Here is a 13,213-nt window from a genome sequence, read left to right on the forward strand (position 1 = left end):
ATGACCTCTGCGCGGACCGACCCACCACTGCAGGCCGACGAGCCGACGATGTTGCTGGCCTTCTTGCAGTACCACCGCGACACGCTTCTGCTCAAGGCGTCTGGCCTCAACGCGCGGCAGCTCGACACCGCGCTGTCGCCCTCGCCGATGACCTTGGGTGGAATGCTGAAACACCTTGCGCTGGTGGAAGATAACTGGATCCAGGAGGTCCTTCTGGGTCGCCCCGAGCCAGAGCCGTGGGCTTCGGTGGACTGGGAGGACGATCGCGACTGGGATTGGCACAGCGCCCGGGACGACGATCCGCTGACTCTGTTCGCGCTGCTGGAACAGGCGCAGGAGCGCTCCGATGTCGGGATCAGCGAGGCGCTGTTGGCTGGTGGGTTGAACGCCCTATCCGCGCGGCCATCCCGCCACACCGGCGAGTTGTTCAGCCTGCGCTGGATCCTGTTGCATCTGATCGAGGAGTACGCCCGACACAACGGGCACGCCGATCTGATTCGTGAGTCGATCGACGGCTCAACCGGAGAATGACACCTCGAAGAACGACGACGACTTAGCCACCTTCACGCAGGAGTCTTTGAGCTCCGGGCCAGCCACTCGGCGTACGTCGACCGGCCAGGTCCGCCCGTCGCGGTGGGTGACGCGTCCGGTCCAGCCGTCGCCGTCCGGATGTAGTTCGGTGCTCAAGGTGCGGAGGGACAGCTCCGAAATTGATTCGCGGACAACGGATTCCGCCGCTTGCGCTGGGGGAGTGAGGACGGAGCGGCCCCGGTCGTACGCCGAGTGGTTGAGTTCTGCCGGAATCTCACCTCGACGTTCGGCCGGGATGATTGCGGCCGCGGTCTCTGCAGTCACGCGGGCGTAGGTCTGGCCGGACGGCAACGCGATCCCGGTGGGCGCGAAGCGGTGGCCGCCGGTGTGCGAGCACTCCCACACCCGTCCCGGGAACTGCTCCTGGAGCGCCAACGCGAGAGGTCGTCCCCGCACGGCGCAGCACACGTCGCGCTTGCTGTTGGTGCAGATCAACAGCGCCGGGTCACGGGTCTCGTCGAACGTGTCCAGAGTCGCCGTCACGGCGTCAGGGTCTTCCCCGGCCAACAGCGGCCACGGCGTCCGCAGCAACTCCCTGGGGTCATCGACGCTTCCCACCAGCAGCCACGGGTCGGTGGCCAGGCCGCCGGCGATAAGAACGGTCGGCGAGGCGGTGCCCACGTCGACGTGCCTACCCGGCCGGCGGATCAGTAGCAGGCGACCCCCATGATCCGAACACGCCTGTGCCAGAGCGGATCCCACCGCGGGATCAAGGTGCGACTCGGTGATCGCCTCGCGACCCCACGGGCCGTCCTGCTCGAGCGCGACCCAGAACGCCGCCTGCGACGCAGTGCCCAGGGCGGGCAGGCCGGCGTCGTCCCATTGCCCCGAGCAGGAGTCCGCGGTGGCGCTCACGACTCTTGCGGCGACGCGGACACACCGGTCAGGACGCTGGAGGCCAACGCGGCGATCGGCGCGGCCGCCGGGGTGCCACTTCCGTCCCGCCTGCCCGGCTCCGTGGGTAGCGCGACCTGGGTGCCGGAGGATGCAGCGGCCCGCACCGGCGGCGCACCGACGTAGGCGAGGATGAGTTCGTCCTCCCCGCGCAGGAACCGGTGCGCCCGCACGCCGCCGGTCGCCCGACCCTTACCGGGGTACTCCTCGAACGGGGTGATCTTGACCGAGCCGGTCTCGGTGCCCGGCAGGGCACCGGACGAGCCGGCGATCGTCACCACGGCCGCCTCGCCGGATACCGCACCGAAGAAGACGACGCGCTGACCGGCCGCCAGTTTGATACCGGCCATGCCACCGCCGGCGCGACCCTGGGGTCGCACGGCAGAAGCCGAGAAGTGCAGCAGCGACGCGTCAGTGCTGACGAAGACGAGTTCCTCTGTGCCCGAGACGAGTTCGACCGCGCCGACGACCTCGTCGCCATCCTTGAGTGTGATGACCTCGAAGGAATCCTTCGCCGGGTAGTCCGGGTTGACCCGTTTCACCACGCCTTCGCGAGTGCCGAGCGCGAGCCCGGGGGAGTCTGCCTGCACCGAGCACAGGGTGAGGATCCGTTCGCCGGCCGGCAGGTCGACGTACGCTCCGATCGGTGCTCCTCCGGCGAGGGCAGGCGGATCGTTGGTCGGGACCAGGGTCGGCAGCTCCAGGGCAGACAGCCGCACCACGCGCCCCGCGGAGGTGACGGCACCGAATTCGCCGCGGACCGTCGTACGCACAGCGCCGACGATCACGTCGTGTTTGCGCCGACTTCCCTCTGTCGCAAGGGGATCCACGTTGGTCGTCCGCGCGAGCAGCCCGGTCGAGGACAGCAGCACGAAGCACGGGTCGTCAGCGACTTCGAGCGGTGTGTCGATCGTCGCCGGGGTGCCCGCCGACTCCAGCAGGATGGTGCGACGCGGCGTGCCGTGCGCTTTGGCGACGTCCGCGAGTTCGCTGGAAACCAGTGCCTTCAAACGGTTTTCGTCACCCAGGATAGCCTCGAGCTCCTCGATCTCGCGGCGCAGTTCCTCGGCCTCCTTCTCCAACTCGATGCGGGAGAACTTGGTGAGGCGGCGCAGTTGCAGGTCGAGGATGTAGTTGGCCTGCACCTCGGTCAGGTCGAAGACGTCGATGAGCCGGGCGCGCGCCGTACCCACATCGTCGCTGGTCCGGATCACCTGGATGACTTCGTCGATGTCGACCAGGGCGAGCAACAGACCGTCGACCAGGTGCAGGCGGTCCTTGCGCTTGTCCAACCGGAACTGGGTGCGCCGGCGCACCACGTCGATCCGGAAGTCGACGTAGACCTTGAGCAGGTCCTTCAGGCCCAGCGTCTGCGGCTGACCGTCGACCAGCGCGACGTTGTTGATACCGAAGGACTCTTCCATCGGGGTCAGTTTGTAGAGACTGGCGAGCACGGCGTCAGGGTTGAAACCGTTCTTGACCTCGATCACCAGGCGCAAGCCGTTGTTGCGGTCCGAGAGGTCCTTGACGTCCGAAATGCCTTGCAGCTTCTTGGAACTGTGCAGGTCTTTGATCTTTTCGATGACCTTCTCCGGGCCGACCAGGTAGGGCAACTCGGTGACCACGATGCCCTTGCGGCGCGGGGTGATGTCCTCGATCCGGGCGGTCGCGCGGGTGCGGAACGTGCCGCGACCGGTCAGATACGCATCGCGGATGCCCTCCAGTCCGACGATCTGCCCGCCCATCGGCAGGTCCGGACCGGGGACGAACCGCATCAGGTCATCCAGGGAGCAATCCGGGTGCTTGATCAGGTGCCGGGCAGCGCCGATGACCTCGACCAGGTTGTGCGGCGGCATGTTGGTGGCCATGCCGACCGCGATCCCGGCCGCGCCGTTGACCAGCAGGTTGGGGTAGGCCGCGGGAAGCACCGCCGGCTGCATGAACTGCTCGTCGTAGTTCGGGACGAAGTCGACGGTGTTCTCGTCCAGGCTCTGCGTCATCAGCAGGGCGGCCGGAGCCAGGCGGGCCTCGGTGTACCGGCTCGCGGCCGGGCCGTCGTCCAGCGAGCCGAAGTTGCCGTGCCCGTCGATCAGCGGCAGCCGCATCGTGAACGGCTGCGCCATCCGGACCATCGTGTCGTAGATCGCCGTGTCGCCGTGCGGGTGGTACTTACCCATCACCTCGCCGATGACCCGGCTGCACTTGACGTGCGGACGGTCCGGGCGCAGCCCCAGCTCGGTCATCGCGTAGAGGATTCGCCGCTGCACCGGCTTCAGGCCGTCGCGTGCATCCGGCAGCGCCCGGGCGTAGATGACGCTGTAGGCGTACTCCAGGAACGCCGTCTGCATCTCGTCCTCGACGTCGATGTCGATGATGTGCTGCTGGTCGTCGGGGACGAAGCCGTCGTCGTTGTTCTTCTTGGTCGCCATCCGGGCCGGGTTCTCCTTGCGCGTGCGATGAGTCCCGCCCATCTTCCCGTACGCCGAGTGGTCACCTGCCGCGGGACACGCGCTGGCCCTTGGGCTGGGCAGGCGCGGGCGGTTTGGTAGCGGATTGACGGTTTCCGTCGCTTGAGCGGTCCATCCGCTACCAAACCTCGCCGATCTCGACACCAGTGACCGTCTACGGTGCGGTCTCCCAGGGGTCGAGGCAGCGAACGGGCAATGGTGCGAAGTGCCGCACGTTGCGGGTCACCACGACCAGGTCCGCGGACTGAGCAACCGCCGCGATGAGCGCGTCGTCGAGTGGGGCGTGCTCAGGCACCCGATAGCTCGCCAGGACCACGGCGGCGGGAAGGTCGAAGCTGAGCACGCGTCCCGCGAACGCCGGCAGCACTCGCTCTTCGAACCAGTGCCGAAGAACTGCGCCCGCTGCGGGGTCGGTGCGCTCTTTCGCCGCCACACCGCGTCCGATCTCAGCAATCGTCATGGCCGTCACGAACTGGTCGGAGACCGGGACCGACGCAGCCCACTTCTCGACCGCCGGGTTGCGACCCAGGACCCGTAGCGCGGACACCACGTTGGTATCGAGCAAATACTGCGTCGAAGCGGTCACAACTCAGTGCTGCGTGCGGTCAATCCGAGCCGCTGCGGATCGAACGTGATGTCCGCATCGCTGGTGCCAAGGAGGTCGACCATCGTCGCGTTACTGGCCTCGACGGCCGCGGCGAGAATCAGGCGCGCTTCCGCCTCGAGGGAGCGTCCGTGTTGCTGTGCGCGTGCCCGGAGTGCGGACTTGGTGCCCTCGGGAAGATTCCGGATCAAGATCTGCTCGGCCATGATCACCTCCGATATCGTGCGATGATATCACTCAGGCCCGGGCAAGGTTTGGTAGCAGATTGACGACCTCCGTCGCCGCGGCCGTCAATCTGCTACCAAACCTTGGCTGACCGGCCCTACAAGCTGTCGCGCCAGGCCACGAACTCCTGCACCCGCGTCAGGTCGTAGTCCGGGCCACCGGTCCCCACGGTGAACTGCGTGACGCCCTGCTCCAACAGCTTCGGCCCGATCTCGGCCGCCGAACCCGCGTCATCCGGCACGCCCAGCGAGATCTCGATATCCTCGAAGTTGCGCCCGACCGCGTCACAGTGCCCCTTCAACACGGAGATCTTGTGGTCCAGGGTCTCGCCGGTCACGAAGGTGTGCCACACGTCGGCGTGCTGGGCGACCAGACGCAGTGTCTTCTTCTCGCCACCGCCACCGGTCAGCACCGGGATCTTGCGCGTCGGCGCCGGGTTCAGCTTGCCTAGCCGGGACTCGATCCGCGGCAGGTCATCGCGCAACTTGTCGAGTCGGCCACCCGCCGTACCGAAGGTGTAGCCGTACTCGTCGTAGTCCTTCTCGAACCAGCCCGACCCGATACCCAGGATCAACCGGCCGTCACTGATGTGGTCGACCGTGCGCGCCATGTCGGCCAGCAACTCGGGGTTGCGGTAGCTGTTGCACGTCACCAACGCGCCGATCTCGACGCGGCTGGTCTGCTCGGCCCACGCCGCGAGCATGGTCCAGCACTCGAAGTGCTTACCCTCCGGCTCGCCATAGAGCGGGTAGAAGTGATCCCAGTTATAGGCGATGTCGACGCCGAGATCCTCAGCGCGAGCGACCGCGTCCCGGATCTGTGCGTACTCCGCGTGTTGCGGTTGCAGTTGGACACCAATGCGAACGGGTCGTGTCGTCATAGGCTCGATAGTAAGGACCAAGTCTGCGAAGGGATGCCACTAGTGGAGGGGAGTCTGGAGGCCAGCGCGAAGGCCGCGCTTGACCCTGACGTCTGGCACTACGTCAACCGAGGGGCCGGAGGCGACGTCTCCGTCGACGAAGCGACCGCTGCCTGGCGGCGGTACCGCTTCCGCCCCCGTGTCCTGCGCGACGTACGCCGGGTCGAAACTGATCTCGACCTCTTCGGTCATTGGCGTACGCCGATCGGTATCGCCCCCAGCGCATTCCACCGCCTCTACACCCCCGATGGTGAACTCGCTACTGCCGCAGCGGCGCTCGCGTGCGGTGCACCCATGGTCCTCTCGAGCCGAACCACGACGCGTCTGGAGGAGGTCGCTGCCGTCATCAACGGGCCGTGGTGGTTCCAGGTCTACGTCATGCGGGAGCCGAGCATCACTGCTGCCACGGTACGGCGAGCGCGCGACGCGGGAGCCAGCGCTCTGGTGCTCACGGGTGACACGCCGTACGTCGGATATGTCCCACCGACGGGCACGGCCCGCCCGCTCCCGCTCACCGACGAACTCGCGCTGGCCAACGTGGCCGAGCACCTACCGGCGGCAGGTGTCGACGACATCTGGGAGTTGATCGACCAGGACGCGGGTATCACCACGGACACGATCGGCTGGCTGGCAAACGAGTCGGGGCTGCCGGTGATCGTCAAAGGGATCCTGCGCGGCGACGAGGCGGTCCGCTGCGTGGAAGCAGGAGCCAGCGGCGTGTGGGTGAGCAACCACGGCGGTCGCCAGCTGGACCGCGCGCTACCGACCGCGCAAGCCTTGCCGGACGTCGTAAACGCCATCGCCGGGCAGGTGCCGGTTATCGTCGACGGTGGAATCCGTTGCGGCGCAGATGCATTGGCTGCTCTGGCCCTCGGCGCGAGTGCGGTGTTCCTCGGCCGACCGGTCATCTGGGGCCTGGCCACCGACGGCCAGGCGGGCGCCGAGCGCGTCGTGGCCGCAGTAACCGACCAGCTGCGGCACGCGATGGGCCTGGCTGGCGCCGTCGATCTGGCCGGACTGGATCCCAGTCTGGTGCTCAGGGTTTCTGCGGGCTGAACGGCGAGCCGAACCGTCCGGAGTGGAACACCTCATCCACCCCACGCCGCGCCCGCTTGCGCGGACTGCCGGTCGACTTCTCCTCCGCCGAGTAGCCCAGGGCCACCACGCCGACGATGTTGCGATCCTGCGGAATGCCGAGTGCCGAACGTACGGCGGGCAGATCCTCCACCTGTACGCCGAAGAACAGCGCGCCCAGGTCGGCGTCGACCGCCAGCAGCAGCATCAGCATGGCCGCCATCCCGGTGTCGACATCCCAGTAGAAGACCGGCCAGTGCTTCTCCTCGCCGTCCTGGAACGGTTTGTCCTTCTCCTGGTAACGCTTCAGGTAGGTCGACTTGTCCGAGAGGCAGACGATCAACGTGGGTGCGCTGCGGACGCCGGCCAGCCAGGACCCGGGCCAGTTCTCACTGGCCATCGCCGCCCAGAACGGATCCCGCTCGCTGCCCTGCAGGGCCAGGAAGTCCCAGCCCTGGCTGAATCCCGCACTCGGTGCTCGCAGCGACAGTCTGGCGATCTCAGAAAGCACCTCCGGTGGCACCTGGCGGTCGGGATCGTACTTTCGGATCATCCGCCGTTTGCGGATCGCGTCCTTCAGTTCCATGTGCCTACTGGTATCACGCGGGTTCTCGGGCGTGCGGATTACCCTGGGACACGTGCCGGAGCCCGTCGTCGATCAGCCGGTCGTCGATCCTGCCGTCGAGGCACCCACCTCGACCCGCATTCCGTGGCACGGCATATCTGTGGGCCTGGGCGTCGCGTTCGGACTGATGGTCCTGGCGTTCGCCGTGTACGCAGTCACCCTGCATCCGCTGGGTGGTGAGGTCCGACGCGGCGACGCCGTGAACCCCGGCCAGGTCGTCTACGGGACCGACGTGACCAGCGCCCCGGTCGAGGCGCCTCGCCCACAACCGCCACAACCCGTGCCGCCGGGTCTGCGCACGTGGTCGTTGGCCAATGCCGGTTCGGGGTCATTGTTCGCGTTGGGCGCTGCCGACTGCTCCGACGACGTCTGCCCGGTGCTGTTGCGTTCCTCGGACGACGGGACCTCCTGGAACGCGGTGCAGACCTTCGCAGATGCCGATACCTCTAGTGCCCGAGGCGATTTCGTGCCTTCCGTGCAGCCCGACCGGTCGATCACCCAGACCCGGTTCCTGGATCCGCAACGCGGCTATGTCTTCGGTGGCGACCTGTGGCTGACCCGCGACCGCGGGCAGACCTTCACCCGGATGCCACACGTGGGTCAGACGATCCTGGACGTCGCGGTGGACGCAGCCAGGGGCAGGGTGGCCGTGCTGTCGTCCGACGGTTGCGTCCAGGGCACCTGCACCGGACCGATCTACCTGAGTCTGATCAAACCGTCCGACAACGCGGTCTCCGGCGTGACCGCGAGCCTGGTGCCGACCATCGCGGTGAGCGCGGGTTCGTTGGTGCTGTCCGAGGGTCAGGTGTTCGTCCAACTCGGCGGCAGCCCGACCGGGCCCTTCGACGCCTATTCGATCAAGGGCAGTTCCTTTGCGCCGATGAAGGGTCCGACCGCGTGCCGGGGGACCGGGATCGGCGCCTTGACCGGTGTCACCGGCAGCAAGGGGATGTACGCCGTGTGCGCGCCGACGGCGGTCGGTGACCGCACGTCGTACACCGTGATCCACTCCACCGACGGTGGTGCGTCGTGGTCGGTGGCTTCGGTCGGTGCGCTGGTGCTGCCCGCCATCGGCCAGGTCAGCCTCGCCGCGCCCGATCCGTTGGTGTTGGTCGCCGCGAGCGGCGGTCCGCGCGGTGACGTGGGTTTCGTGCCCAAGGGCTACGCGGCTCTCGTGCGTTCGGACAACGGTGGGCGGGGGTTCGCCGCACCCAAGACGCCGCCCACGTCCGCGACCGGCTTCGATGATGTGATCAGCGCCGGCAACTCGACGCTCTACGCCATCCCGCGTACTGCCTCGGGATACTGGACCAGTGACGATGACGGGACCACCTGGCGCTATGTCGACCCGGCGGTGGAGGAACGATGACTGACTACCCCCAGCACTGGGAGGCCGATGTTGTCCTGCGGGACGGCTCGGTCGCCCAGGTGCGGCCGATCAAGCCGTCCGACGATGACGCGCTGCGCGCGTTCCACGACGCCCAGTCGCCGGAGTCCACCTACCTACGCTTCTTCGCGCCGATGAAGCATCTGTCCGACAAGGACGTGCACCGCTTCACCCACGTCGACTACATCAATCGTGTCGCGCTGGTGCTGCGCAGCGGCGAGCGGCTGGTGGGCGTGGGACGGTTCGACCGTTTCGACGACGGCCGCAAGGCCGAGGTGGCGTTCAACGTCTCCGATTCCTTCCAGGGTCGCGGAGTCGGGTCCGTGCTGCTGGAGCACCTGGCCGCCATCGGTCTGGAACTCGGCGTGGAGGAATTCGTCGCCGACGTCCTGCCGCAGAACACCAAGATGCTGTCGGTGTTCACCGAGGCGGGGTATGCGGTCAATCGGGCGTTCGAGGACGGCGTCGTCGCCTTGTCCTTCCCGATCGAGCCGACGTCGGCTTCTCGGCAGGTCGTCGTCGCCCGGGAGCAACGGGCGGAGGCGACGAGTCTGCGAGCGCTGCTCAGCCCTGCCTCGGTAGCCGTGGTCGGAGTCAGCGAGAAGCCCGACCGGCTGGGCCGTCGGGTGTGGCAGCAGGTCGCCGACGGCGGTTACACCGGTGAGCTCTTTGCCGTGAACTCCTCTGTGCACGAGGCAATTTCGGGGGTGACGATTTATCAACGCGTGACCGATCTGCCGCATCCGGTCGATCTGGTGGTGATCGCTGTGCCCGCGGCCGCGACCCTGGCGGTCATCGATGACTGCGCCAAGCTCGGGGTGCGCTCGGTGACGGTGCTCTCCGAGGGGTTCGCCGAAGCGGGCGCGGCCGGCGTGAAGTTGCAGCGAGAGCTGCTGCGGCGAGCTCGCAATGGTGGCATGCGGGTGCTCGGCCCCAACTCGTTCGGGCTGATCAACGCTGAGACACCGATCCGGTTGAATGCCTCACTCGCGGACCGGTTGCCGGACCCCGGCGGGCTCGGGCTGTTCTCCCAATCCGGTGCACTGGGCGTCGCCGTCCTCGATTTCGCGCAGTTGCGCGGCCTGAGCATCAGCCAGTTCGTCAACGCCGGCAACCGGGTCGACGTCTCCGGTAACGACGTCATGCAGTACTGGATCGAGCACGACGAGACCACCCTGGTCGGTCTGTATCTGGAATCGGTCGGCAACCCGCGCAAGTTCTCCCGCATTGCGCGGCGGCTGTCCGAGCGCAAGCCGGTGATCGTGATCAAGCCGGGCACCTCGGCGTACGGCGTGCCCGCAGGTCACCGGGTCCGTGGCACTCAGGCCGACCCGAAGGCGTTCCAGGCGATGCTGGACCAGGCAGGCGTCATCCGGGTCGATGACCTGCACCGGATGTTCGATGTGGCCCAGCTGCTGCTGCACCAACCGGCGCCGCGAGGGCAACGGGTGGCGATCGTCGGGAACTCCGATGCCCTGGGTGCGATCGCCGCCGACACCGCAGTCAGCCACGGCCTGGAAGTCACGCGCGGACCGGTGAACCTGCCGGCGGAGGCGGCCCTGGAGGACATGCGCGAGGCGCTGCGCGACGCCTTCGCCGATGTCTCGGTGGATGCGGTCGTCACCAACTTCATGCGTCAACAGCAGGGCGACGGTCAAGCCGTCGCTGCGATGCTCGCAGAAGTCAGTTCGATCAGCGAAAAACCCTGTGTGACAACGATTCTTGGTGTCCAGGGAGTTTCTGAGTCGTTGGCGGCCGGCACGCTGGAGGACGGCAGTCGCCGCGTGGTGCCTGCCTACCCGCTGCCCGAGGACGCGGTCCGTGCCCTGGCCTTAGCGGCACGACGCAGCGATTGGACTGCTGCCGACCGCGGTGAGTTGGTCCTGCCGGAGGGCATCGACACCGATGCTGCCCACGCCCTCATCGACCGCGTGCTGGAGGAGAGCCCGCAGGGTCGTGATCTCAGCACCGATGAGGTGCACGAGCTGTTGGCGGCTTACGGCATCACGGTGTGGCCGGCGCAACCGGTTGACTCCGCTGCCCAAGCGGAGGTTGCGGCCAAGGACATCGGCTACCCGGTCGTGGTCAAGTCGGTCTCGCCGCGGGTGCGCAGCCAGACGATCACTGCCGTGCGCGCTGACCTTCGGCACAAGGTCGCTGTGCGCGATGCGTGGAGCGCCCTGCACGAAGCCCTCTCACCGACCGGCGATGCCCAACTGGTGGTCCAGCACATGGCGACCCCCGGGGTGGCCTGCGTGGTCGAGTCCGGCGAGGATCCGCTCTTCGGACCCGTCCTGCGGTTCGCGATCAGCGGGGCACCCGAGGAGATGGGCGATGTGGGCTACCGCATCCCGCCGCTCACCGGTGGCGACGTGCGCGACCTGATCGACTCGGTGCGCGCGGCACCCCTACTGCACAACGTCGGCGGGGGCGGCGCCATTGACCGCGCTGCGCTGGAGGACCTGATCGCACGGGTGGCGGTGCTGGCCGACCAGTTGCCGCAGGTCGCTTCGCTGCGGCTCAGCCCGGTCAACACCCACCCCGGCGGCGTCGACGTCCTGGATGCGCACTGCGCGGTCGCGCCGCCGCAATCACGTCAAGACACCGGTCGACGCGCGCTGTCTGCCGGCTGATCGGCACGCGCACCCGACGCGGCCGCCGCGAAGTGCGAAGATGGCCACCATGTCGGTCACACGTCAGGTCACCTCTGCATCTCTGCCCAAGGCACTGGTCGACGACATCAGCAACGCCGGGTACTACCCGGCGTTGGTCTGCGATGTCGTGGCCGCCGCGCTCGGCGGGGACCAGGTGGTGTCCCACCTGGTGCACTGCGAGACGACTTTTGATGCCTCGACGGTCCGACGGCACATCACCGTGCTGATCCTGACGCCCACCCGGCTGGTGCTCGCGCACACCGACGACCACGGCCCGACCGAGACCGAGGGAGCCGGTTCGTTCGCGACCGCCACTACCGAGACGGTCCCGCTGAGCGCCGTGCGCGGGGTGATGCTGGCCCACGTCATCGCCGACCCGGAGAACTACGATCCGGGTTCGCTGGGCCGCGAACTCACCGTCACGATCGGCTGGGGCACGGTCTCCCGGATCGACCTGATGCCCGCCAGTTGCGCTGATCCCGACTGCGAGGCCGATCACGGGTATGACGGCACCATCACCGGTGACGACGTAGCGCTGCGGATCAGCGCCGACGCCGATGGCGACGCCGTCCTGCAGCAAGCAGTCCGCTTCGCCGCGGCCCTGTCGGCCGCCCTCGCCGGTTGAGCGCCGTTCCGCCCGTCCCCGGCTACGACGGCAACGACCTGGCCGGGGTCCTACCCCGCGTCGTCGCTTCGCTGGGGGTCCGCCACTCGCCGTACGCCGAGATGTTGCCTGCCCTGGAACCGGCACGTTCCGCCGTGGTCGTCCTGGTCGACGGTCTCGGGCTGGAGTTGTTGCGCGCTCGCAGCGGTCACGCGCCGTACCTGCGCAGTCTGCTCGCCAGCAGCCCAGCTCAACGAGGCACCGCCGGCTTCCCGTCCACGACCGCCACCAGCATGGGCACGTTCGGCACCGGGCTGCCGCCTGGTCGGCACGGACTGGTCGGCTATGTGGTGCGCGACCCCGCCCGCGATGTCCTCTTCAACGAGCTGGATTGGATCGACGGCCCGAATTCGCTGACGTGGCAACCGAATCCGACAGCCTTCGAAATTGCTGGGCGGGACGGAGTCGACGTCACGATGGTCGGCGCCGACTACTTCGACGGCTCCGGTCTGACCCGGGCCGCGCTGCGTGGAGCACGAGTCCTCAGTGCCTACCGCCTGGCCGATCGGGTGGACCTTGCCCTGGCAGCGTTGCGGGGCAAGGGACGGCAGCTGATCTACCTCTACTGGGGTGACATCGACCGGATCGGGCACACCAGCGGGTGCGGGTCGCTGCAGTGGGTCGAGGAACTCGAGCGGGTCGATGCCGAGTTGTCCCGCCTCGCGCGCGCGTTGCCCGCGGGGGTCTCGTTGACCGTCACCGCCGACCACGGCATGGTCGATGTGCCCTTTGCGGATCGCATCGACCTGGCCGCCGACGCGGACCTGGTTGCGGGCATTCACCTCACCGGTGGCGAACCCCGTGCCCTGCAGCTCTACACGGTGCCCGGGGCCGCCGACGACGTCGCGGCGACCTGGCGGGAGCGGTTCGCCGACGATGCGTGGGTGCTGACCCGCGACGAGGCGATTGCTGCGGGTCTCTTCGGGGCCACCGCGGCGGGAGTCGATGAGCGGATCGGCGACGTCCTGGTGGCGATGCGCTCGACCGCGTGCGTCTACGACTCGCGCACCATCAAGCCGGTGCTGCTGGAGTTGGTCGGCCAGCACGGCTCGTTGACCGATGCCGAACTTCTCGTGCCGGTGCTGCACGCGCCGGCCAGCTGAGCGAA

General features: G+C 67.9%; 12 protein-coding genes. 6 read left to right on the plus strand and 6 right to left on the minus strand.

All coding sequences use genetic code 11. The annotated features are described in order from the left end of the window. Complete coding sequence (locus DR843_RS04880) at positions 1-531, plus strand: DinB family protein (RefSeq protein ID WP_109684360.1); 531 nt, start codon at positions 1-3, stop codon at positions 529-531. Here DR843_RS04880 and DR843_RS04885 read toward each other — a convergent pair. From DR843_RS04885 to DR843_RS04905, 5 genes are all read right to left on the minus strand, one after another. Continuing rightward, a complete protein-coding gene (locus DR843_RS04885; RefSeq protein ID WP_170119745.1) occupies positions 517-1,446 on the minus strand; it encodes a ferredoxin family protein in 930 nt (309 codons plus the stop codon). The two genes, DR843_RS04880 and DR843_RS04885, sit on opposite strands and share 15 nt — an antisense overlap. Continuing rightward, a complete protein-coding gene (locus DR843_RS04890) occupies positions 1,443-3,914 on the minus strand; it encodes a DNA gyrase/topoisomerase IV subunit A (RefSeq protein ID WP_109684362.1) in 2,472 nt (823 codons plus the stop codon). Before DR843_RS04890 ends, DR843_RS04885 begins: the two co-directional genes overlap by 4 nt. A 193-nt stretch (positions 3,915-4,107) precedes the next feature. Continuing rightward, positions 4,108-4,539 carry a type II toxin-antitoxin system VapC family toxin gene (locus DR843_RS04895; RefSeq protein WP_109684363.1) on the minus strand — a complete coding sequence of 144 codons (432 nt, stop codon included), beginning with the start codon at positions 4,537-4,539 and terminating at the stop codon, positions 4,108-4,110. Next, on the minus strand, positions 4,536-4,763 hold the full coding sequence (locus tag DR843_RS04900; protein ID WP_109688575.1) for a FitA-like ribbon-helix-helix domain-containing protein: 228 nt from the start codon (positions 4,761-4,763) through the stop codon (positions 4,536-4,538). Before DR843_RS04900 ends, DR843_RS04895 begins: the two co-directional genes overlap by 4 nt. A gap of 116 nt (positions 4,764-4,879) precedes the next feature. Further along, positions 4,880-5,662, minus strand: coding sequence for an LLM class F420-dependent oxidoreductase (locus tag DR843_RS04905; RefSeq protein WP_109684364.1), 783 nt, complete (start codon positions 5,660-5,662; stop codon positions 4,880-4,882). Between the two features lie 33 nt (positions 5,663-5,695). Here DR843_RS04905 and DR843_RS04910 point away from each other — a divergent pair, with 33 nt between their 5' ends. Further along, positions 5,696-6,757 carry an alpha-hydroxy acid oxidase gene (locus tag DR843_RS04910; protein WP_109684365.1) on the plus strand — a complete coding sequence of 354 codons (1,062 nt, stop codon included), beginning with the start codon at positions 5,696-5,698 and terminating at the stop codon, positions 6,755-6,757. On the opposite strand, the gene DR843_RS04915 is transcribed toward DR843_RS04910, so the two are convergent. After that, positions 6,738-7,361, minus strand: a complete 624-nt coding sequence (locus DR843_RS04915) for a nitroreductase family protein (protein ID WP_109684366.1) — start codon at positions 7,359-7,361, stop codon at positions 6,738-6,740. The two genes, DR843_RS04910 and DR843_RS04915, sit on opposite strands and share 20 nt — an antisense overlap. Positions 7,362-7,413: 52 nt before the next feature. Here DR843_RS04915 and DR843_RS04920 point away from each other — a divergent pair, with 52 nt between their 5' ends. From DR843_RS04920 to DR843_RS04935, 4 genes are read left to right on the plus strand one after another with little or no spacing between them, the layout of a single operon-like run. Beyond that, complete coding sequence (locus DR843_RS04920; RefSeq protein ID WP_109684367.1) at positions 7,414-8,769, plus strand: sialidase family protein; 1,356 nt, start codon at positions 7,414-7,416, stop codon at positions 8,767-8,769. After that, positions 8,766-11,420: a bifunctional acetate--CoA ligase family protein/GNAT family N-acetyltransferase gene (locus tag DR843_RS04925; protein WP_109684368.1), complete on the plus strand. Its 2,655-nt coding sequence runs from the start codon at positions 8,766-8,768 to the stop codon at positions 11,418-11,420. Before DR843_RS04920 ends, DR843_RS04925 begins: the two co-directional genes overlap by 4 nt. Before the next feature lie 40 nt (positions 11,421-11,460). Then, positions 11,461-12,066, plus strand: a complete 606-nt coding sequence (locus DR843_RS04930) for a DUF5998 family protein (protein WP_425451545.1) — start codon at positions 11,461-11,463, stop codon at positions 12,064-12,066. Further along, on the plus strand, positions 12,063-13,208 hold the full coding sequence (locus DR843_RS04935; protein ID WP_245933995.1) for an alkaline phosphatase family protein: 1,146 nt from the start codon (positions 12,063-12,065) through the stop codon (positions 13,206-13,208). The genes DR843_RS04930 and DR843_RS04935 overlap by 4 nt, the downstream gene beginning before the upstream one ends. Positions 13,209-13,213: the final 5 nt, after the last annotated feature.

Origin of the sequence: Branchiibius hedensis (assembly GCF_900108585.1) — a bacterium.
GTDB classification, from domain to species: Bacteria; Actinomycetota; Actinomycetes; order Actinomycetales; family Dermatophilaceae; genus Branchiibius; species Branchiibius hedensis.